Genomic DNA, 20003 nt, shown 5'->3' with positions numbered 1-20003 from the left:
CTCACCGTGTCGGCACTCAGGGTGTCTTGATGAAGCGGACATTATCCTTCTTGATCAGGATGGTCTCGCCATTGAGCTGCTCGAATTCGTAGTAGTCATTGTATTTGTCGTAATCAGAGTGATCCTTCACCAGTATTTCGCTGCCATCCTGCAGCGTCACCACGGCCTTGTCGGCGCATCCGGCGAGACCGAGCAGCAACAGGCTGGTGAACAGGGCTTTGAACTTCATAGCATCTCCACAACAAGGCATCGTGCCTGGCCTGGACAGCAAAGGGGCCGAAGGTACGGTGAGTTGCCAGTGAGACCACCGAAGTTTCAGGAAATTCCGAAGCTCCGGCTCAGGTGTCGAGCCATACGTCGCGTGCCCAGGTCCATACCGAGTCCCAGGTTTCCTCGGTGAGCTCGCCGTCGGCCCAGAGCACCACTTCGCCGTCTTCGGCCACCGCGTAGTAGTCGTCACCATCGGCGCAGAGCGGTATCAGCTCGCGCGGCAGGCCCATCGACCAGGCCACGGCGGCCACCTCCGGCAGGTAGGTATGGGAGTGCGGATCGGTCACCGTGACGGGTTCCAGGCGGCCGTAAACCACGTCGCTGACCTGCAGAAGAAACTCGCGGAATTCCGACGGAATGCCTATCAGCAGGGCTTCTTCGATCTCCACCAGCAGTTCTTCGTCCGGCAATTCCAGCGGGACGGGAACCGGTTCGTTCGCTTCACGCAGTTTCTCGATCACATCTTCCACAGGCGGGGCCTCTCTACTTTCGACGAATGGCGCGCTTTATACAGTAGTAGCCGGCCCTCGGCGCAAGACCACTGCGGGAGCGCTGGCCGGACGGGCGGCTCAGGTGCCGGGCGAGGGGAGTCCAGCGCATCGATCTTCCCCGAGAAACGAAAAAGCCCGGCCAAGGCCGGGCTTTTTCAGTGTTGCGCGCAGGATCAGTTCTGACGGATGCCCGCCACCAGCCAGGGCTGGTTTTCGCCCTGGGCACGCTCCATGCGCCAGCTTTCGCTGAAGGGCTCGCCCTGGTCGAAGCGCGAGGACTTCGACACGCCGCTGAAGGTCAGGGTGGCGATGGTCTTCTCGGCATTGTCGTCGACGCCTTCGAGCTGCACGTCGAGGTTGTCGATGTAGGTGGACTGGTAGCCGTCGCCCAGGTCGGCGCGTTCCTGCTTGAGGAACTGCAGCATCTGCGGGGTGACGAACTCGGCGATCTTGTCCATCTCGTTGGCGTCCCAGTGCTGCTGCAGGGACATGAAGTGCTCGCGGGCCGCGCCGATGAAGCGGGTTTCATCGAACCAGCTCGGCGCGTTGATCACCGGGCGGGTGTCCATCACCGGACGAGCGGCGCCACCGAAGACCGACGGTTGGGCCGGCATTTCACGCTGCATCGGTGCATGACCGGCCATGGCGGGCTGGTGGCCCTGCTGCTGGCGGCGACGGGAAGCGATGAAGCGGAAGGCGATGAACGCGATCAGCGCGATGATCAGGATGTCGAGGAACTGCATGCCCTGGAAGCCATCGCCCATGAACATGGAAGCGAGCAGGCCACCGGCGGCCAGGCCGGCCAGCGGGCCGAGCCAGCGCGAAGCGCCGCTCTTGGCGGCGGCACCGGCTGCGCCAGCGGCAGCGCCGGTAGCGGCAGGCGCCGCGGTGGGGGAAGTCGGGGCGGCGGAAGGTTGCGCCTGGCGGGTCTGGTGGCTCGGCGCCGAGCCCATGCTCTTGCCGCCACCGAAACGTTTGGCGGCGTTGACGTCGAGGCTGAGCGTCACGGCGACACAGAAGGCCATGGCAAGGCTGAGAAAGCGCTTCATCGTTGTCATTCTCTTGGTTGGTATTCGACGCGCGTCATGTTGCCGAGCTATGCCGGTGAGGGCCAGCCGGATTTTGTTTCGCGCTGTTGCCCTATATGGGGTCTGTGGATTCCCTTTCCAAATCAGTCTGTTACTGATTCTTTCAGAGCCGCCGGGCGGCGAAATCCGGATGATAGGCTTCGCTGAGCGAGGCCTTCGCCGCGCGATCCCCAGACCCCACGCCGCGAGGACCGCCGACCATGCATGCCATCGACTTCATTCAGGACCTTGCGGTGATCATGCTGATCGCCGGCTTCGTCACCATCCTCTGCCATCGCTTCAAGCAGCCGGTGGTGCTGGGCTACATCATCGCCGGCGTGATCATCGGCCCGCACACCCCGCCGTTCGCCCTGGTGCACGACGAAGACACGATCAAGACCCTCGCCGAGCTGGGGGTGATCTTCCTGATGTTCTGCCTGGGCCTGGAATTCTCCCTGCGCAAGCTATTCCAGGTCGGCGCCACGGCCTTCATCGCTGCCTTCCTGGAGATCACCCTGATGATCTGGGCCGGCTTCGAGATCGGCCGGCTGTTCGACTGGAACACCATGGATTCGCTGTTCCTCGGCGCGATCCTGGCGATGTCCTCCACCACCATCATCATCAAGGTCCTCGGCGACCTGAAGATGAAGAACGAGCGCTTCGCCCAGCTGATCTTCGGCGTGCTGATCATCGAGGACATCCTCGGCATCGGCATCATCGCGCTGTTCTCCGGCATCGCCGTGAGCGGCACGGTGGAGGCCGACCAGGTGTTCTCCACGGTCGGCAAGCTCAGCCTGTTCATGGTCGTCGCGCTGGTCGTCGGCATTCTGCTGGTGCCGCGCCTGCTGGCCTACGTGGCGAAATTCGAAAGCAACGAGATGCTGCTGGTGACGGTGCTCGGCCTGTGCTTCGGCTTCTGCCTGCTGGTGGTGAAGCTGGAATACAGCATGATCCTGGGCGCCTTCCTGATCGGCGCGATCATGGCCGAGTCGCGCCAATTGGTGCAGATCGAGCGCCTGATGGAGCCGGTGCGCGACATGTTCAGCGCGATCTTCTTCGTCGCCATCGGTCTGACCATCGACCCCAGGGTGCTGGTGGACTACGCCGCGCCGATCCTGGTGATCACCCTGGTGGTGGTGCTGGGCAAGCTGGTGTCGTGCGGCGCCGGCGCTTTCATCGCCGGCAACGATGGGCGTACCTCGATGCGCGTGGGCATGGGCCTTTCGCAGATCGGCGAGTTCTCCTTCATCATCGCCGCGCTGGGCATGAGCCTGGGTGTGACCAGCGACTTCCTCTACCCGGTGGTGGTCGGCGTATCGGCCATTACCACGCTGCTGACCCCCTACCTGATCCGCTCCGCCGACCCGCTGGCGTTGTACCTGGGGCGCAGCCTGCCGTCGCCCATGGTGCGGGTGTTCAGCCTGTACGGCGAATGGCTGCGCAGCATCAAGCCGCGCGGCGACAAGGCGATCCTCGCCGGGCTGATCCGCCGCATCCTGCTGCAGGTGGGTGTGAACCTGACCCTGGTGATCGCCATCTTCTTCGGCCTGGCCTACTTCGCCGGGACCCTCTCCCAGTGGCTGGCCGATATCGTCGAGCAGGAGGCGCTTCACAAGGCGCTGGTCTGGGGCGCCGCGTTGCTGCTGTCGCTGCCGTTCCTGATCGCCGCCTACCGCAAGCTCAAGGCGCTGGCGATGCTGCTGGCGGAGATGGGCGTGAAGGCGGAAAGCGCCGGTCGCCATACGGCGCGGGTGCGCCGGGTGATTTCCGAGCTGATCCCGCTGCTGTCGCTGGGTGGCATGATGCTGCTATTGGCGGCGCTCAGCTCGAGCATCCTGCCGCCGGGCGAGCTGCTGGTGGTGGTCGTGCTGATCGCCGCGCTGGTGATCGCGGTGTTCTGGCGCTGGTTCATCCGCGTGCACTCGCGGATGCAGGTGGCGCTGATCGAGACCTTCGAGCAGAACGGCGGCGGGCAGCACTGAGGATTGACTGTAGGAGCGAGCTTGCTCGCGAACATCTCGGCGCCAGAGCCGCCGGTGAATCCGTTCGCGAGCAAGCCCGCTCCTACAAAAGAGCCGTCAGATCGCTTCCAGCTTCGCGTAACCCATCATCAGCCACTTGCTGCCCTCGCTGTCGAAGTTCACCTGCACCCGCGCCTGGGCGCCGGAGCCTTCGAAGTTGAGGATCACGCCGTCGCCGAACAGCGGGTGGCGCACGGACTGGCCGAGGCTGAACGGGGTGTCCGGGACGCTGGCGCCGCTGAACAGGTTGCCGCTGCGCTGGTTGCCCGACAGCGGGCGGCTCACCGAGTTGGACAGGCGCACTTCCTGGATCAGGCTCGGCGGGATTTCGCGGACGAAGCGCGAGACCTTGTTGTAGGTCTCGCTGCCGTACAGGCGGCGGGTTTCCGCGTAGGTCATGACCAGACGCTGCATGGCGCGGGTGATGCCCACATAGGCCAGACGGCGTTCTTCTTCCAGGCGCCCGGGTTCTTCCAGGCTCATCTTGTGCGGGAACAGGCCTTCTTCCATGCCGGCGAGGAACACCAGCGGGAACTCCAGGCCCTTGGCGCTGTGCAGCGTCATCAGCTGCACGCTGTCCTCGAAGGCGTCGGCCTGGGTGTCGCCGGATTCCAGCGCGGTGTGGTCGAGGAAGGCCACCAGCGGCGGGGTGTCCTCGTCGTCCGGGGTCTCGAAGGCGCGGGCGGCGCTGACCAGTTCTTCCAGGTTTTCCACCCGGGCCTGGCCTTTCTCGCCCTTCTCTTCCTTGTGGTAGGTGATCAGGCCGGACTGCTCGATGACGATCTGGGTCATCTGGTGCAGCGGCAGGCCTTCCACCTTCAGCGCCAGCAGGTCGACAGCTTCGAGGAAACCATTCAACGCACTGGCGGCGCGGCCGGCCACGGCCTTGGCGGCGATCACGTCGTTGATCGCGCGCCACATGGAGGTGCCGTTCAGGCGCGCGGCGTTGCGGATCGCCTCGACGGTCTTCTCGCCAATGCCGCGCGGCGGCACGTTGATCACCCGCTCCAGCGCGGCGTCGTCGTCACGCAGGCGGATCAGGCGCAGGTAGGCCAGGGCGTTCTTGATCTCGGCGCGTTCGAAGAAGCGCTGGCCGCCGTAGATGCGGTAGGGGATCTTCTCCCGCAGCAGCGCTTCTTCCAGCACGCGGGACTGGGCGTTGGAGCGGTAGAGGATGGCGATTTCGCTGCGCTTCAAACCGTCCTTGCGCAGGGCGTCTTCGATCGTTTCGACGATGTAGCGTGCCTCGTCGTGTTCGTTGAAGCCGGCGTAGAGGGTGATCGGGTCGCCGTCGACGCCGTCGGTCCACAGTTCCTTGCCCAGGCGCCCGCTGTTGTTGGCGATCAGGGCGTTGGCGGCCTTCAGGATGGTCGCGGTGGAGCGATAGTTCTGCTCCAGGCGGATGTCCTCGGTGCCGGCGAAATCATCGGCGAAGTGCTGGATGTTCTCGATCTTCGCGCCGCGCCAGCCGTAGATCGACTGGTCGTCGTCGCCCACCACCATCAGGCTTTCGCCGCCCTTGGCGAGGAAACGCAGCCAGGCGTACTGCACGGCGTTGGTGTCCTGGAACTCGTCCACCAGGATGTGGCGGAAGCGCCGCTGGTAGTGCTCCAGCAGGCTCGGGCGGTTGCGCCAGAGGTCCAGCGAGCGCAGCAGCAGCTCGGCGAAGTCCACCACGCCTGCGCGGGCGCAGGCTTCTTCGTAGGCCTGGTAGATGCTGACCATGGTCGACAGGTACAGGTCGCCGCTGGCCTGGATGTTCTGCGGGCGGTTGCCCTCGTCCTTCTGCCCGTTGATGAACCACTGGGCCTGGCGCGGCGGCCAGCGCTGCTCGTCCAGCCCCAGCTCGCGCACCACGCGCTTGACCAGGCGCAGCTGGTCGTCGCTGTCGAGGATCTGGAAGTTCTCCGGCAGGTTGGCCTCCTGCCAGTGCGCGCGCAGCAGGCGGTGCGCGAGGCCGTGGAAGGTGCCGACCCACATGCCGGCCGGGTTGATCCCCAGCAGCTGCTCGATCCGCGCGCGCATCTCGGCGGCGGCCTTGTTGGTGAAGGTCACGGCCAGGATGCTGTGCGGCGAGGCGCGCTCCACCTGGATCAGCCAGGCGATGCGGTGCACCAGCACGCGGGTCTTGCCGGACCCGGCGCCAGCGAGCACGCGCTGGCGCCCCAGCGGCGCGGCCACGGCCTGGCGCTGCGGGTCATTGAGGGAGTTGAGCAGGAGGGAGAGGTCATCGTTCATGGGACGGCATTCTACCGACGGGCGGTTTTCCCCGGCAAACCGGCCCGCCGTCCGGCGTATTCCCGACGAAAGTTGGGCAGGCAGCCGGCCAAATGCCATCTGTGATGCTGTTAGCGGAGGATTGTCCTCGGTTATGCTCCGCCGACTCTTAGGCCAGAACCTACAAGAAAAACTGCCTATGACTGCGTATGTAGAGCCTTCGGCGATCCCGGTGAGCCATGCCGAGATCCGCCAGCAGTATGCTCACGAGATTGCCGTCGAACGCACCCGCCTGCTGTATCAGGGGTCGCGGATTCCGACGCTGCTCATGCTGCTCAACGGTCTGGCCTGTGCCGGCCTGCTGTGGGAGCGGGTATCCACCCTGCTGCTCGGCGGCTGGCTGGTATCGCTGGTGCTGCTGGCGGTGTTGCGGCTGATCCAGGTTTCGGCGTTCAACGGCGCCTGCGCCGAGCGCCAGGCCAGCCCGCACTGGCAACGCGCCTTCCTGTTCGGCGCCGGGGCCTCCGGCCTGACCCTCGCCTTTGCCGCCATCGCCCTGGTTCCGGCGGACGCCTTCCTCCAGCAGGCCCTGGTGTTCGGCCTGATCGCCGCCGCCATCCTCTCGGCCAGCGTGGCTTACGCGGTCAGCCTGCCGGCCTTCCTCACCTTCGCCTTGCCCTGCCTGTTTCCCTCGATTGCCTATCTGCTGCTCAGCGAAAACCCGTTGCAGCAGGGCTGGGGCGTGCTCGGGGTGATCCTGCTGGCGGCGCTGCTGGTGGTGGCCTGGCAGATTCACCGGCTGGTCCACACCAGCCTGCTGCGGCGTTTCCAGGCCCAGGCGCTGGTGGCGCACCTGGAGCGCGCCAAGGGCCAGACCGAGGCGCTGAACCAGGACCTGGAACGCGAAGTGGAACAGCGCCGCCGTGCCGAACGCGAGCTGTGCCGTGCCCGCGACGCTCTGCAGGCGCGGGTCGAGGCCGGCAGCGCGCAGCTCAGCCACACCGAGGCGCGCCTGGCCCTGGCGCTGGAAGCCAGCGAGCTGGGCCTGTGGGACTGGAACCTGCTGACCGACGAGGTGCACCACTCGCACCTGGAGGAAATCTTCGGCCTCACCCAGGCAGCGGTGAAGAGCGTGCGCAATGACCTGCGCCCGCGCCTGCACCCGGACGACCTGCCGCTGCTGCGCCGGGCGCTGGTCGAACACCTCAAGGGCCGCACCGACGGCTACCGCATCGAATACCGCGTGCGCCATGCCGACGGCCACTGGGTCTGGGTCGAGGACCGCGGGCGGGCGATGGAGCGCGACGCCCTCGGGCAGGTCACGCGGATGGTCGGCACCCGCTGCGACATTTCCGCCCGCAAGCTGCGCGAGGAAGAGCAGCGCCTGGCCGCCACGGTGTTCGAGGCGGCCAGCGAAGGCATCATCATCCTCGACCCGAACTACCGCCTGCTGGCCCTCAATGAGGCCTTCACCCGCCTTACCGGCTACCGCCGCGAGGAGCTGCTGGGGCGCAACGTCAGCCGGCTGATGGGCTCCGCGGAGACCCTGCGCCGCTACCAGGCGATCCGCACCGAACTGGAATGCCAGGGTACCTGGCAGGGCGAACTGATCGAGACGCGCAAGAACGGCGAGCTGTACCCGCAGTGGCTGCAGCTCAACGTGGTGCGCGATGGCCGTGGCCAGGTGACCCATGTGGTCGGCTTCTTCGCCGATCTCACCGCCCGCCGCGACGCCGAGGAGCGCCTGCGCTACCTGTCGCACTACGACGAACTCACCGGCCTGGCCAACCGCACGCTGTTCAAGGAGCGCCTGCACGAGGCCAGCCAGCGCGCCCGCCAGGAAGGCCGCACGGCGGCGCTGCTGCTGATCGACCTGGACCGCTTCAAGCTGCTCAACGACAGCCTCGGCCATGAAGTCGCCGACCAGCTGTTGCGGCAGATGTCCCGGCGCATGACCCAGACGGTGCCCGAGGCCGACACCATCGCCCGGCTGTCCGGCAATGAATTCGCCGTGCTGATCGACTCCTACGCCAGCCTCGCGGCGCTGGCGCGCCTCTCCAGCCGCCTGCTGGCCAAGCTGCGCACGCCGATGACCGTGGGCGGCCACGAACTGGTGATCAGCGCCTCGGTGGGCATCAGCCTGCTGCCGGACAACGCCTGGGAAATTTCCGCGCTGATGAGCCAGGCGAACATGGCCATGCAGCATGCCAAGCACCTGGGCGGCAACACCTTCCAGTTCTTCACCGACAACCTGCAGGCCTGCACCCTGGAGCGCCTGCAACTGGAAACCCGGCTGCGCAAGGCCATCGACGAGGGCCAGTTGGATGTGCACTACCAGCCCAAGCTGAACCTCGCCAACGAGCGCCTGGACAGCGCCGAGGCGCTGGTGCGCTGGCGCCATCCGGAGATGGGCATGGTGCCGCCGGGGGACTTCATCGGCCTTGCCGAGGAAACCGGGCTGATCGGCGCCATCGGCGAGTTCGTCCTGCGCCGCGCCTGCCAGCAGGCCCGCGCCTGGCAACTCCAGGGCCATGAGCTGCGGGTCTCGGTGAACCTCTCGGTGCATCAGCTGCGCACCGGCAACCTGGTCGACCTGGTGCGCACCGTGCTGGAGGAAACCGGCCTGCCGTCGCACCTGCTGGAGCTGGAACTGACCGAAAGCCAGCTGCTGGACAACGTCGAGAGCGTCACCACGACCTTCCGCCAGCTGCGCGAGATGGGCGTGAAACTGGCCATCGACGACTTCGGTACCGGCTATTCCTCGCTCAGCTACCTGAAGCGCTTCCCGGTGGACTACGTGAAGATCGACCAGACCTTCATCCGCGACCTGTCACAGCAGGGCGAGGATGCGGCCATCACCCGGGCGATCATCGCCATGGCGCACAGCCTGGAGTTGAAGGTGGTGGCGGAGGGGGTCGAGCAGGCCGAGCAGCTGCGCTTCCTGCGTGCCCACCACTGCGACGAGATCCAGGGCTTCCTGATCAGCCCGCCGCTGGCGGCGGGGGATTGCCTGGAGCTGCTGAGGAGCGTCGGCCGGCACTGAGCGTGCCGGCCGCGCGGAGTGGCGTCACTTGAGGGTGACGATCCACTCGGCGAGAGTCTTGGCCTCATCCGGGCTGACGGCGTTGGCCGGCATCGGGATCGGACCCCACACGCCCTTGCTGCCCGTCTCGATGCTGTTGCTGATGTGCGCGACACCGTCGGCGCCGTACTTCGCTGCAACTTCCTTGAAGGCCGGCCCGACCACCGTCTTGTTGACGGCATGACAGGCCACGCAGGCCTTGGCCTTGAACAGCTCCTCGCCGGTGCTGGCCATGGCGGTGGTCTGCACCAGCATGCCGCCGAACAGCAGGGCTACCAGGGCTTTGTTCATGAACGTCTCTCCTCACAGGCTGGGCGCCTCGAGGCGCCGATCGTTTTCGCCGGCTTCCCGCCCGGCGTCTGTGGCGATTCTAGGAGCGGCCCGTGCGGCTTCCGCTTGATGCCAATCAAGAACTTCGGGCGCCGTGCTTGAGGCGATACGCCACGCTGGATAGCGTGCTAAGCGAACTTTCCTACCGAGATTCCTCCGCCATGAATGCCCCTGCGCAGAACATTTCGCCGCTCTTCTATCAGCCATCCGGCAATGAGGTGACGCTGTTCACCGAGGCTTCCGCGCAGGGCATGCCGGTGCTGATCAAGGGCCCGACCGGCTGCGGCAAGACTCGCTTCGTCCAGTACATGGCCCAGCGCCTGAACCTGCCGCTGTACACCGTGGCCTGCCACGATGACCTGTCGGCGGCGGACCTGGTCGGCCGCCACCTGATCGGCAGCGACGGCACCTGGTGGCAGGACGGCCCGCTGACCCGTGCGGTGCGCGAAGGCGGCATCTGCTACCTGGACGAAGTGGTGGAGGCGCGGCAGGACACCGTGGTGGTGCTGCACCCGCTGGCGGACGACCGCCGCGAGCTGTTCATCGAGCGCACCGGCGAATCCCTGGTGGCACCGCCGGGTTTCATGCTGGTGGTGTCCTACAACCCTGGCTACCAGAACCTGCTCAAGGGCATGAAGCCCAGCACCCGCCAGCGCTTCGTCGCCCTGCGCTTCGACTACCCGACGCCGGAGCTGGAAGCCGCGATTATCGTCCGCGAGGCCGGCGTTTCTCCCGAGCTGGCGCAACGCCTGACGCAGCTGGGCGTGGCCCTGCGCCGGTTGGGGCGGCAGGAGCTGGAGGAAGTCTGCTCGACACGCCTGCTGGTACTCACCGCGCGCCTGCTCAATGCCGGGGTGGCGCCGCGCGATGCCTGCCGCGCTGGGCTCGCCGAGCCGCTGTCGGACGACGAAGCCACGGTCGCGGCGCTGATGGACCTGGTCGATGTCCACTTCGCCTGAGCTGTCAGTCAGCCCCCGGCACCTGCCGGGTGATCTGGCGATGTGGTTCTTCATCCTCGCCGAGCTGACGGTCTTCGCCATCCTGATCATCGTCTTCGCCGTGGCCCAGCACCTGGATGTCGAGAGCTTTCGCGCCGGCCGCGCGCAACTGGACCTGTCCACCGCCCTGGCGCTGACCCTGACCCTGCTCACCGCCGGTTTCTGCGCGGCGCTGGCGGTGGAGCAGGTGCGCCACGGCCACCAGCGCCGCGCGGCGCTCCTGCTCGGCGTCGCGGTGCTGCTGGGGCTGGCCCATGTGCTGCTGAAGTCCGCGGAATACCATCACCTCGCGGCGCGCGGGCTGGACCTGGAATTCAGCACCTTCTTCACCCTGTTCTGGCTGATCACCGGCTTCCACTTCCTGCACGTCTGGCTCGGGCTGGTCATCCTCGCCTGGATGACGCTGCGCTGCCTGCAGGGCGCGTACCGCCGCGAAGCCCTGGGCGGGTTGGAGTCCGGCGCGCTGTACTGGCACATGGTCGACCTGGTCTGGGTGGTGCTGTTTCCGCTGGTCTACGTGCTGGCGCCCGGCGCATGAAGACGCTGCTGGCCGCCTGGCTGCTGATGTTGCCGATGTCGGTGGCTGGTGTCTGGCTGGGCCATCACGCGCCCGATGCGCTGCTGCCGGTGGCGCTGATCCTGCTGCTCGGCCTGGGCAAGGCCTGGCTCATCGCGCTGCGTTTCATGGAGCTGGGTCACGGCCCCTGGCTGTGGCGTTCGCTGCTGCTCGGCTGGCCGCTGGTGATCACCGGCGTGATCCTGGCGCTGCACGCAACTCACTGATTTCTCTTCGGAAAAATACCTGACTGGAAGCATTGGTCTTTCTTGATTGCCATCAAGCGAGACGCCTGGGGACGGTTCCTACAATGGCACCGACCGTGACCTAGGAGGGCCCCATGTCAGAGACATTCACAAAAGGTATGGCGAGGAACATCTACCTGGGAGGAGGCGTTTTCTTCTTCCTGGTATTCCTCGCCCTGACCTATCACACCGAAACCACCTTCCCCAAGCGCACCAACCAGAGTGAGCTCACCGAGTCGGTGGTGCGCGGCAAGCTGGTGTGGGAGCAGAACAACTGCGTGGGTTGCCACTCGATTCTCGGTGAAGGCGCCTACTTCGCGCCGGAGCTGGGCAACGTCGCCATCCGCCGTGGCGGCGACGCCGCCTTCGGCAGCTTCCTCGCCGCCTGGATGAAGATGCAGCCGCTGGGCGTCCCCGGCCGCCGGCAGATGCCACAGTTCCACCTGAGCGATCAGGAGGTCAGTGATCTCGCGGCGTTCCTGCTCTGGACGTCGAAGATCGATACCAACAAATGGCCGCCGAACAAGGAGGGTTGATCATGAACCCGGGCAATCCCTATCTGAAATTCGCTTCGCAGTCGGTGGCCAAGCCGTACTTCGTGTTCGCCCTGATGCTCTTCGTCGGGCAGATCGTCTTCGGACTGATCATGGGCATCCAGTACGTGGTCGGTGACTTCCTGTTCCCGGCCATCCCCTTCAACGTCGCGCGGATGGTGCACACCAACCTGCTGATCGTCTGGCTGCTGTTCGCCTTCATGGGCGCGGCCTACTACCTGATCCCCGAGGAGGCCGACCGCGAGCTGTACAGCCCGAAACTGGCCATCGTGCTGTTCTGGGTGTTCGCCATCGCCGGCGTGCTGACCATCCTGGGCTACCTGCTGGTGCCCTACGCGGGCCTGGCCAGGCTGACCCACAACGAGTTGCTGCCGACCATGGGCCGGGAGTTCCTCGAACAGCCGACGATCACCAAGATGGGCATCGTGGTGGTGGCGCTGGGCTTCCTGTTCAACATCGGCATGACCATGCTCAAGGGCCGCAAGACCGCCGTCAGCGTGGTGATGATGACCGGCCTGGTGGGCCTGGCGGTGTTCTTCCTGTTCTCCTTCTACAATCCGGAAAACCTGTCGCGCGACAAGTACTACTGGTGGTGGGTCGTGCACCTGTGGGTGGAAGGCGTGTGGGAGCTGATCATGGGCTCGATGCTGGCCTTCGTGCTGATCAAGATCACCGGCGTCGACCGCGAGGTCGTGGAGAAGTGGCTGTACGTGATCATCGCCATGGCCCTGATCACCGGCATCATCGGCACCGGCCACCACTTCTTCTGGATCGGCGCTCCGGGCGTCTGGCTGTGGCTGGGCTCGATCTTCTCCGCGCTGGAACCGCTGCCGTTCTTCGCCATGGTGCTGTTCGCCTTCAACATGGTGAACCGTCGTCGCCGCGAGCACCCGAACAAGGCCGCCGCGCTGTGGGCCCTGGGCACCACCGTGACCGCCTTCCTCGGCGCTGGTGTGTGGGGCTTCCTGCACACCCTGGCGCCGGTGAACTACTACACCCATGGCTCGCAGCTCACCGCGGCCCACGGTCACCTGGCCTTCTACGGTGCCTACGCGATGATCGTGATGACCATGATCAGCTATGCCATGCCGCGCCTGCGGGGCATCGGCGAAGCGCCCGACGCCCGTGCGCAGAGCCTGGAAATCTGGGGCTTCTGGCTGATGACCATCTCCATGCTGCTGATCACCCTGATGCTCACCGCTGCCGGTGTGGTGCAGGTCTGGCTGCAACGCATGCCCGCCGATGGCGCCGCGATGCCGTTCATGGCCACGGTCGAACAGTTGAAGATCTTCTTCTGGCTGCGCCTGTACTCCGGTGTCGGTTTCTTCATCGGGCTGATCTGCTACCTGCTCAGCTTCCGCCAGCGTGGTCGCGTGGCCGTTGCCTCCGGCGCGGCTCAGGTGAGCTGATCGATACCGTCCACCCGGGCCCGTCCGCTTTGCGGCGGGCCCTTTTGACGTTTACGGAGCCTGCCGGGCTGCGATCTGGCCGGTAGCGCTTTCAGCGCCCTCTCCCTTCAGGGAGAGGGCGGGGGGAGAGGGCCGCACCCAGCGCCGGAGTGGCCGGTAGCACCCTCTCCCTAACCCTCTCCCTAACCCTCTCCCTGAAGGGAGAGGGGACTGGCTCGGTGTTCTGTTGGGACACCGTGCCCTGTTCCTTCTCTCTGCCTTCCGGAGGCGCCATGACCATCCACCTCGAAATCGAAGAAGGCTTCGGCCGCGTCTGGCACCGCTTCATCACCCGCCGCGCTAGCCCGGAGTTCGAGGAAGCGGCGGTGACCCTGGACGAGATGCGGCGCCGCCTGTTGCTGCTGTTCCGTGGCACCGGCGGTGAAGCCGGCGTCGGCGTGGAAGCGGCCAGCGCCCGCGAACTGCTGGTGCGGCGCAGCCTGCTGCAACAGGTGGCCGGCACCTGCCAGCAATTGCCGGTGGCCTGGTTCGACGCCGACTCCCTGCGCCTGCCCGCGCAGCTGGCGGTGTTCCCGGATGCCGACCTGAACCGGGAGCTGTACCGCTGGCTGGCGCTGCTCGCTGCCCATAGCCAGCCGATGCGCCATTGGGCACAGGACAATCAGACCTGGACCCTTGCCGTGCTCGAGCGCTACCCGCTGTTACGTCCGCGCTATCAGCGGTTGGTGGAGGCGCTGCTCTGCCTGCGCCCCGATCCCGCCGTGCTGCCGCCCGCCGAGGCGGCACTGGAACGCGCACTGCAACAGGCGTTGTGCGAACCGGGCAGCGTCGCGCGCCTGCCACGCAGCGAGAAGGCGCCCTGGCCAGTGCCACTGTGGCTCTACCCGCCGCAACGCCTGGCCGCACCGCAGCACACCGATCTGATTGACGGCGACGAACACGGCCGCTCCGCCCACAGCGAGGCCAAGGGTGTGGCGCGCAAACGCGGCGAACGTACCGAGCAGGACCCCGGTCGCGGCGGCCTGCTGCTGTTCCGCCTGGAGAATCTGTTCAGCTGGTCCGAGCACGTCGAACTGGACCGCGCCGGCGACGACAGCGAGGACCTCGACGCGGCCAAGGTCGCCGACGACCTCGATCATCTGAGCCTGTCCCGCCAGCGGCAGAAGAAGGGCGGTGGGCTGAAGCTCGATCTCGACCTGCCGGCCGCCGACTTCGATGACGTGCCGCTGGGCGAGGGCATCCGTTTGCCGGAGTGGGATTACCGTCGCCAGCGACTGATCGACGACCACGTCTGCCTGCAACCGATGTTGCCGTGCGATGCTGTGCCTGCGCCGCTTCCCGACGCCCTGGCGCCCACCGCACGGCGCCTGCGCCGGCAGTTCGAAAGCCTGCGCCAGCAACCGCAGTGGCTGCGCCGGCAACCCCAGGGCGCGGAACTGGACCTGGAAGCCTGGCTGGATTTCAGCGTCGAACGGCGCCTGGGTGCGTGCAGCGAGCCGGGGCTGTTCCTGGAACGCCGGCAGGCCCGCCGCGACCTGGCCTGCCTGCTGCTGGCGGACCTGTCGATGTCCACCGACGCGCACATCGACAACGAGCACCGGGTGATCGACCTGATCAGCGACAGTCTGCTGCTGTTCGGCGAGGCGCTGCAGGCGGTGGGCGATCGTTTCGCGCTCTACGGCTTCTCCTCGCTGCGCCGCCAGCAGGTGCGCCTGACCCAGCTGAAAACCTTCGACGAGCGCCACAACGACACCGTGCGCGGGCGTATTCGCGCACTGCGCCCCGGCTATTACACGCGCATGGGCGCGGCGATCCGCCGGGCCACGCAACTGCTGCTGGAGCGCAAGGAACGTCAGCGCGTGTTGCTGATCCTCACCGACGGCAAGCCCAATGACCTGGACTTGTATGAGGGCCGCTACGGCGTCGAGGACACCCGCCAGGCGGTGCTGGAAGCGCGCCGCGCCGGGCTGTTGCCGTTCTGCATCACCATCGACCGCGAGGCGGCGGACTACCTGCCGCACCTGTTCGGCAGTCAGGGTTACCTGCTGATCAACGATCCGGCGCAGCTGCCGGTGCGCTTGCCGCAGTTGTATCGGCAGCTCACCCGTCGACAGGGCTGACGGCGGACGACGCATTCCTGTAGGAGCGAGCTTGCTCGCGAACCAAATCCCGCGGTGGGGCCTGTTCGCGAGCAAGCTCGCTCCTACAAGGGGCAGTCCGGTTTGGGGCTCAGCGCGGTAACCAGACCATCATCACCAGACAGAACACCGTAAGAAACGCGCAGTACCAGGCGAAGCGCCGCAGCCGGCGCTGCTTCGCCCGTTCCTGGTCCACCGGCAACGGCATCCCGCACTGCGGGCAATCCGCATGGCCCTCGGGGCTCTCGTGCTGGCAGTACAGGCACTGACGCATGGCTTACTCGAACTGTTCCAGGCGCGCGACATCGAGCACCTGCACGGTGCGGCCGTTGAGGTCGATGATGTTCTCGTCGATCAGCCGCCGCAGCACGCGGGAGAAGGTTTCCGGCTGGATCGACAGGTGCCCGGCCACCAGTTGCTTGGCCATCGGCAGTTCGAAGCGGTGGTCCTCGCTGCCCTGGCGGTTCAGCTGGGTCAGCAGGTAGCGCACCACGCGGTGGGTGGAGTTCTTCAGCGACAGCGTCTCGATCTCGTTGATCCGCCGGTGCAGGCGCACGCAGAGGGTGGCGAGCAGGGAGAAGGGCAGCTGCGGGTTGCTGTGCAGCAGCTCCATGTAGGTGCGGTTGGCGAAGCGGTAGACCTGGGTGGGCTCCAGCGCCTGGGCCGAGGCCACATAGTTGGACGTGTCCATCAGCATCATGGCCTCGGCGAAGGTCTGCCGGCTGCCGACGACTTCCAGCACCTTCTCCTGGCCCTCCGGGGTCAGGCGGAAGATCTTCACCGCGCCGGAAATCACGAAATAGAAGGCGTGGGCCGGTTCGCCCTGGAGGAACAGCTTGTCGCCTTTCTCCAGGTTGAGCAGCGTGCTGGTGGCGAGCAGCTGCTCCATCTGTTCTTCGTTGAGCACGTTGAACAGATGGTGGCCGCACAGAATCTGGTGGTGGACGCGATGCGCGAGCATGGCGGAGCGCTCCTGGGCGGGGACAATCCCGCCAGTATGCGCGATGCCACCTGGCAGCGTGGTGAGACAAGCTGTCACTGGTCGTCCTCCTGGCTCCAGGGCCGGCGCTCAGGCCGGGTGATTGGCGCCCAGGAACAACAGGTTGTTCTCCAGGTGGATGTGCTGCATCAGGTCGCGGCGCAGCTCTTCCAGGCCGCTGTAGAGCCGGCGCCAGCTGTTGCAGCCGTCCGCCGGCACGGTGAGGTCCCCTGTCAGGTCGGCCAGTACGGCGAGGGACTGCGAGTGTTCGTCGTGCTCATGGCGCATCACGCCGATCGGCCCCTGCACGTGGGTCAGCGGAATGCCCTGGCGCAGCCAGGGGAACAGCACGCTTTCTTCCTTGCACATGTGCCATTCCAGTTCTTCCTGCATCTTCTTCAGGTGCGCGGTCAGGCCGGCCGGGCACTGCGGATGCGCGGCATGGGTTTTCTCGACGCGTTCGGCCAGCGGGATCAGCGCCGGCAACTGCTCACGGTGGACCTTGTGGTAGCGCTCCAGGATGTGGTCGATCAACTGGTCGTTGCTGCTGTATCGCCAGTCGATCTGATCGTTCGCGGGCGGCAGCGCCTGCAGCTCAGCGGCGATGCGCTGGGCGTCGAGGCCCTGCTCGCTGGCCGCTTCGCCCAGGCTGCGCTGGCCGGCGCAGCAGAAGTCGAGCTTGTAGTCGTGGAACAGCGCGGTGCTGCCCGGCAGGCTGAAGGCCAGGTCGCTCAGGGTGTGTTCGGTAAGGTTGTCGGTCATGGCGGGCCTCGGTTCAGTGGGGCACGGCGGCCGCAGTCGTCGTGATGGTGGTTGCCAGTCTAGGGAGGGCCGCGCGCGGAGCTCCTTGATTGCAGTCAAGCGCCTTCGCGCGCGGGTTCCCGCTCGTCGCCGGCGATCTGCATCAGCTGCTGCGGGGCGCATACCAGCAGTTTCTGCCGTCCGCCGCGAACCAGGCCGCGGTCCTCCCAGGCGCTGAGGATGCGCGAGACGGTGTGCAGGGTGGTGCCGGTCATCTCGGCAATATCCTGGCGGGTGACCGGGAAATCGATGCGGATGCCGTCCGCCTCCGGAAAACCGGAGTGCTGGATCAGCCGCAGCACGGCGTGGGCGACGCGCCGTTCGACTTCCTCGGTGGCCAGTTCGCAGAAGCGCACGTGGGCCTCCTGCAGGCGCTCACCGATGGCCTGCACGGTGTTCAGGGCGAAGCCGGGGTGGCGCGCCAGCAGGGGTTCCCATTGGCTGGTCGGCCAGGCCAGCGCCAGGCTGTCCAGGGTTGCGCAGGCGGTGGCGGGGTAGTCCGGCCGGCCGAGGGCGCGGGCGAAACCGAACAGATCGCCCGGATTGACCATGCGCACCAGCACGCGCTGGCCGTCGCCGGTGAGCTGGGTCGCCTTCAGGCGGCCATGGACCAGCAGGTAGAAGGCTTGCGCCGGCGCGCCCTGCTCGAACACGGTGGCGCCGCTGCGCAGACGCAGCACGCTGGCTTCGCGCAGGATGTCGTCCTGTTCTTCGCGGCTGCTGTTGGCGAAGGGCGGCAGGTTGGCCAGCCAGGCGCGGTTGACGGAGAGATGGGTGGTCACGGCTACGATTCCCTGGGTCCCGCCGCAGCATACTTGCGATGGCGGGTCGCGGGACTTGAGGGGAATCAAGGGATGTCCCTGACCAGGCGGAAGCCCAGGTTGTCCGGCGGCTGCCCGGCGCTGCAGCCGCCGCCGCGGGCGTCGCGGACGAAATCATTGATGGCGGCGCGGTGGCGGCCCTCGGCGATGCGGATCGAGCAGTACTGCGCACGATCGGTCTGGCGGCCCTGGGCGTCGAGGCTCACCCGTTGGTGGCAGCTTTGCGTCCATTCCCAGACGTTGCCGCCCAGGTCTGCCACGCCGAACTCGTTCAGGCCGTGGCTGCCGCGGGTCTGCGGCGATGCCGAGGCGCTGGTGCGGGTCTCGGCCTCGAAACGGTAGCGGGCCAGCCAGCGCCGGGCCGGGTTGCTGCCGTCGTCGTCCTCGATGCGCAGGGCGTCATCGGCCCAGCGCGAGCCGGCGAAGAAGGCCCACTCCTGGTCGGTGGGCAGGCGCCAGCGTTGCCCGGTGCGCCGGGACAGCCAGTCGGCATAGAGCTGCGCGTCCAGCAGGCTGGCGCCGGTGAGCGGCAGGTCCGGGCTCGGTGAGCGGGTGTCGAGTGCCAGGCAGTCGCCGTCGGCTACGCAGCGAGCGTACTCACCCTGGCTGACCTGGAATTTCATGACTTCGAAGCGGGGGGCGAGATGTTCACGCCGCGACGGCGCGTCCACCGCCCGTTTTTCCTGCCAGTAGTCGCCGGCGGGGCGGAAGCTGAACTCACGCGGCGCCAGCGTCACGGTTTCCGGCGCCAGCGTCGGGTCGTACTGCGGCCGTGGCAGCAGGGCGGCAGCGCCGACCAGGAGCGCGACGGGCACACCGATCAGGGTTGTCTTGCGCATGGGCTGCGATGTCCGGGAAGAGACCGGGAAATGGCCGGCTCCGGGGAGCCGGCCGTGGGCCTTACTTGATCGGCGTCGGCGGCTCGATCTGGGACATCAGGTCGGAGTTCCACTTGCCTTCGACCTGGATGTGGGCGGCGGCGCCCAGCAGGACGGCCTCGATCAGGTTGTGGTTGAGGTAGGTGTACAGCCCTGGCTGCAGGAAGGTGTAGAGCGATGCGCCGGCCGCGCCGCCGGGGATCAGCCAGGTTTCCAGGTCCTGCTCCGGCGGGTTGTTGAACTTGCCGGTGGCCCAGACATGGTCGCCGTGGCCGCCGATCAGGTGTGGGCGGGTATCGCGGTTGGCCTGGGAATGGACCAGCAGCACGGTCTCGCCGACGTTGGCGGTCAGCGCGTTCTTGCCGGTCAGGGCGCCGACCTTGCCGTTGAACACGATGTGGCTGGGGACCAGCCCCTTCATGACTTCCTGCATGTCGTTGTAGCCGTCCATGGGCTTGGCGTAGCGCTTGAAGTTGCCGTCCTTGTCCCGCGGGACGTAGAAGTCCTGCTCGCCGATGTAGAACACCTTGTCGTACTTCAGCGGCCGGCCGTCGCGGTCCTTCAGACCATCGCGCGGCAGCACCATGAGCGCGCCGTTCATGCCCGAGACCACGTGCCAGGGGATCATCGCCCCGCCCGGCGCGCAGTGGTAGACGAACACGCCGGGGCGGGTGGCCTTGAAGCGCAGTTTCACCTCTTCGCCGGGCTGAATGATGGTCAGCGCGCCGCCGCCCAGGGCGCCGGTGGAGGCGTGGAAGTCGATGTTGTGGGTCAGGGTGTTGCTGGCCGGGTTGACCAGGGTGAGTTCGACGTAGTCGTCCTGGTGCACCACCATCAGTGGTCCGGGCACCGAGCCGTTGAAGGTCATGGCGTGGATTTCGGTGCCATCGTCGTCGATGACCAGCTTCTTCTCCTCGATCACCATGCGGAACTGGACCACGCGTTGCTTGCCCGTGGTGCGTTGTTCGTGGGTGTGGACGAAGGGCGGGGCGACCAGTTCGACCTGGACGTGTTCCAGCTTGGACAGGTCAGGCGCCGGCCCCATGTTCTTCGGCGCGGGCTCGCCCTTGGCGAAGGCGCGCGCGCTGCCGAGCATCGAGCCGGTGACGCCGAGCACCACCGCGCCGGCCAGCAGGCTGCGCCGGG

The 20003-nt window shown here is 66.6% G+C and carries 19 protein-coding genes; 8 read left to right on the top strand and 11 right to left on the bottom strand.

The window, feature by feature from the left end; all coding sequences use genetic code 11:
* Positions 1-16: 16 nt before the first annotated feature.
* The 3 genes from O6P39_RS26815 to O6P39_RS26805 form a co-directional block, all read right to left on the bottom strand.
* Positions 17-229 carry a YgdI/YgdR family lipoprotein gene (locus O6P39_RS26815; protein WP_015479678.1) on the bottom strand — a complete coding sequence of 71 codons (213 nt, stop codon included), beginning with the start codon at positions 227-229 and terminating at the stop codon, positions 17-19.
* Positions 230-338: 109 nt separating this feature from the next.
* Positions 339-740 carry an SMI1/KNR4 family protein gene (locus tag O6P39_RS26810; RefSeq protein WP_254469601.1) on the bottom strand — a complete coding sequence of 134 codons (402 nt, stop codon included), beginning with the start codon at positions 738-740 and terminating at the stop codon, positions 339-341.
* A 194-nt stretch (positions 741-934) separates the two neighbouring features.
* Entirely contained in the window at positions 935-1810 is an 876-nt protein-coding gene (locus tag O6P39_RS26805) for a TIM44-like domain-containing protein (protein WP_275609363.1), read from the bottom strand.
* Between the two features lie 239 nt (positions 1811-2049).
* Here O6P39_RS26805 and O6P39_RS26800 point away from each other — a divergent pair, with 239 nt between their 5' ends.
* On the top strand, positions 2050-3810 hold the full coding sequence (locus O6P39_RS26800; RefSeq protein ID WP_275609362.1) for a cation:proton antiporter: 1761 nt from the start codon (positions 2050-2052) through the stop codon (positions 3808-3810).
* Positions 3811-3906: 96 nt separating this feature from the next.
* On the opposite strand, the gene uvrD is transcribed toward O6P39_RS26800, so the two are convergent.
* Positions 3907-6087, bottom strand: coding sequence for a DNA helicase II (uvrD, locus tag O6P39_RS26795; protein ID WP_243807463.1), 2181 nt, complete (start codon positions 6085-6087; stop codon positions 3907-3909).
* Positions 6088-6265: 178 nt separating this feature from the next.
* Here uvrD and O6P39_RS26790 point away from each other — a divergent pair, with 178 nt between their 5' ends.
* Entirely contained in the window at positions 6266-9109 is a 2844-nt protein-coding gene (locus O6P39_RS26790) for an EAL domain-containing protein (RefSeq protein ID WP_275609361.1), read from the top strand.
* A 24-nt stretch (positions 9110-9133) separates the two neighbouring features.
* On the opposite strand, the gene O6P39_RS26785 is transcribed toward O6P39_RS26790, so the two are convergent.
* Positions 9134-9439 carry a c-type cytochrome gene (locus O6P39_RS26785; RefSeq protein ID WP_275609360.1) on the bottom strand — a complete coding sequence of 102 codons (306 nt, stop codon included), beginning with the start codon at positions 9437-9439 and terminating at the stop codon, positions 9134-9136.
* A 200-nt stretch (positions 9440-9639) separates the two neighbouring features.
* Between O6P39_RS26785 and O6P39_RS26780 the strand changes: the two genes are divergently transcribed.
* The 6 genes from O6P39_RS26780 to O6P39_RS26755 all read left to right on the top strand — a co-directional run bounded on the left by O6P39_RS26780 (position 9640) and on the right by O6P39_RS26755 (position 15360).
* Positions 9640-10437 (top strand): CbbQ/NirQ/NorQ/GpvN family protein, encoded by a 798-nt coding sequence (locus O6P39_RS26780; protein WP_275609359.1) that lies wholly within the window; start codon positions 9640-9642, stop codon positions 10435-10437.
* Positions 10421-11014 (top strand): cytochrome c oxidase subunit 3, encoded by a 594-nt coding sequence (locus O6P39_RS26775; protein WP_275609358.1) that lies wholly within the window; start codon positions 10421-10423, stop codon positions 11012-11014. The genes O6P39_RS26780 and O6P39_RS26775 overlap by 17 nt, the downstream gene beginning before the upstream one ends.
* Complete coding sequence (locus O6P39_RS26770) at positions 11011-11259, top strand: cytochrome C oxidase subunit IV family protein (RefSeq protein ID WP_275609357.1); 249 nt, start codon at positions 11011-11013, stop codon at positions 11257-11259. The genes O6P39_RS26775 and O6P39_RS26770 overlap by 4 nt, the downstream gene beginning before the upstream one ends.
* A 113-nt stretch (positions 11260-11372) precedes the next feature.
* Positions 11373-11813, top strand: coding sequence for a cytochrome c (locus tag O6P39_RS26765; protein ID WP_275609356.1), 441 nt, complete (start codon positions 11373-11375; stop codon positions 11811-11813).
* Positions 11813-13240, top strand: a complete 1428-nt coding sequence (locus O6P39_RS26760) for a cbb3-type cytochrome c oxidase subunit I (protein WP_275612040.1) — start codon at positions 11813-11815, stop codon at positions 13238-13240. The genes O6P39_RS26765 and O6P39_RS26760 overlap by 1 nt, the downstream gene beginning before the upstream one ends.
* A gap of 272 nt (positions 13241-13512) precedes the next feature.
* On the top strand, positions 13513-15360 hold the full coding sequence (locus tag O6P39_RS26755) for a VWA domain-containing protein (protein ID WP_275609355.1): 1848 nt from the start codon (positions 13513-13515) through the stop codon (positions 15358-15360).
* 109 nt (positions 15361-15469) lie between these two features.
* Here O6P39_RS26755 and O6P39_RS26750 read toward each other — a convergent pair whose 3' ends face one another.
* From O6P39_RS26750 to nirK, 6 genes are all read right to left on the bottom strand, one after another.
* The gene (locus O6P39_RS26750; protein WP_275609354.1) at positions 15470-15652 is read right to left on the bottom strand and encodes a protein DnrP; all 183 of its coding nucleotides are present in this window, start codon (positions 15650-15652) and stop codon (positions 15470-15472) included.
* Between the two features lie 3 nt (positions 15653-15655).
* Positions 15656-16339 (bottom strand): Crp/Fnr family transcriptional regulator, encoded by a 684-nt coding sequence (locus O6P39_RS26745; protein WP_275609353.1) that lies wholly within the window; start codon positions 16337-16339, stop codon positions 15656-15658.
* Between the two features lie 108 nt (positions 16340-16447).
* Positions 16448-17119, bottom strand: coding sequence for an iron-sulfur cluster repair protein YtfE (gene ytfE / locus O6P39_RS26740; protein ID WP_275609352.1), 672 nt, complete (start codon positions 17117-17119; stop codon positions 16448-16450).
* Between the two features lie 95 nt (positions 17120-17214).
* Entirely contained in the window at positions 17215-17940 is a 726-nt protein-coding gene (locus O6P39_RS26735) for a Crp/Fnr family transcriptional regulator (RefSeq protein ID WP_275609351.1), read from the bottom strand.
* 65 nt (positions 17941-18005) lie between these two features.
* Positions 18006-18818 (bottom strand): SUMF1/EgtB/PvdO family nonheme iron enzyme, encoded by an 813-nt coding sequence (locus O6P39_RS26730; protein WP_275609350.1) that lies wholly within the window; start codon positions 18816-18818, stop codon positions 18006-18008.
* Between the two features lie 61 nt (positions 18819-18879).
* The gene (nirK, locus tag O6P39_RS26725; protein ID WP_275612039.1) at positions 18880-19902 is read right to left on the bottom strand and encodes a copper-containing nitrite reductase; all 1023 of its coding nucleotides are present in this window, start codon (positions 19900-19902) and stop codon (positions 18880-18882) included.
* Positions 19903-20003: the final 101 nt, after the last annotated feature.

It is taken from the genome of Pseudomonas sp. PSE14, assembly GCF_029203285.1.
Taxonomy (GTDB): domain Bacteria; phylum Pseudomonadota; class Gammaproteobacteria; order Pseudomonadales; family Pseudomonadaceae; genus Pseudomonas.
Note: the sequence above shows the minus strand (reverse complement) of the source record. Positions and strands in the feature narration are given on the sequence as shown.

Bases quoted from the DNA above. Each gene is read 5' to 3' on its own strand.
- O6P39_RS26815 (WP_015479678.1), bottom strand. From the start codon at position 229: ATGAAGTTCAAAGCCCTGTTCACCAGCCTGTTGCTGCTCGGTCTCGCC.
- nirK (WP_275612039.1), bottom strand. From the start codon at position 19,902: ATGGGGCCGGCGCCTGACCTGTCCAAGCTGGAACACGTCCAGGTCGAA.
- O6P39_RS26785 (WP_275609360.1), bottom strand. From the start codon at position 9,439: ATGAACAAAGCCCTGGTAGCCCTGCTGTTCGGCGGCATGCTGGTGCAG.
- O6P39_RS26780 (WP_275609359.1), top strand. From the start codon at position 9,640: ATGAATGCCCCTGCGCAGAACATTTCGCCGCTCTTCTATCAGCCATCC.
- O6P39_RS26770 (WP_275609357.1), top strand. From the start codon at position 11,011: ATGAAGACGCTGCTGGCCGCCTGGCTGCTGATGTTGCCGATGTCGGTG.
- O6P39_RS26800 (WP_275609362.1), top strand. From the start codon at position 2,050: ATGCATGCCATCGACTTCATTCAGGACCTTGCGGTGATCATGCTGATC.
- O6P39_RS26765 (WP_275609356.1), top strand. From the start codon at position 11,373: ATGTCAGAGACATTCACAAAAGGTATGGCGAGGAACATCTACCTGGGA.
- uvrD (WP_243807463.1), bottom strand. From the start codon at position 6,087: ATGAACGATGACCTCTCCCTCCTGCTCAACTCCCTCAATGACCCGCAG.
- O6P39_RS26790 (WP_275609361.1), top strand. From the start codon at position 6,266: ATGACTGCGTATGTAGAGCCTTCGGCGATCCCGGTGAGCCATGCCGAG.
- O6P39_RS26730 (WP_275609350.1), bottom strand. From the start codon at position 18,818: ATGCGCAAGACAACCCTGATCGGTGTGCCCGTCGCGCTCCTGGTCGGC.
- O6P39_RS26775 (WP_275609358.1), top strand. From the start codon at position 10,421: ATGTCCACTTCGCCTGAGCTGTCAGTCAGCCCCCGGCACCTGCCGGGT.
- O6P39_RS26755 (WP_275609355.1), top strand. From the start codon at position 13,513: ATGACCATCCACCTCGAAATCGAAGAAGGCTTCGGCCGCGTCTGGCAC.
- ytfE (WP_275609352.1), bottom strand. From the start codon at position 17,119: ATGACCGACAACCTTACCGAACACACCCTGAGCGACCTGGCCTTCAGC.
- O6P39_RS26750 (WP_275609354.1), bottom strand. From the start codon at position 15,652: ATGCGTCAGTGCCTGTACTGCCAGCACGAGAGCCCCGAGGGCCATGCG.
- O6P39_RS26745 (WP_275609353.1), bottom strand. From the start codon at position 16,339: ATGCTCGCGCATCGCGTCCACCACCAGATTCTGTGCGGCCACCATCTG.
- O6P39_RS26805 (WP_275609363.1), bottom strand. From the start codon at position 1,810: ATGAAGCGCTTTCTCAGCCTTGCCATGGCCTTCTGTGTCGCCGTGACG.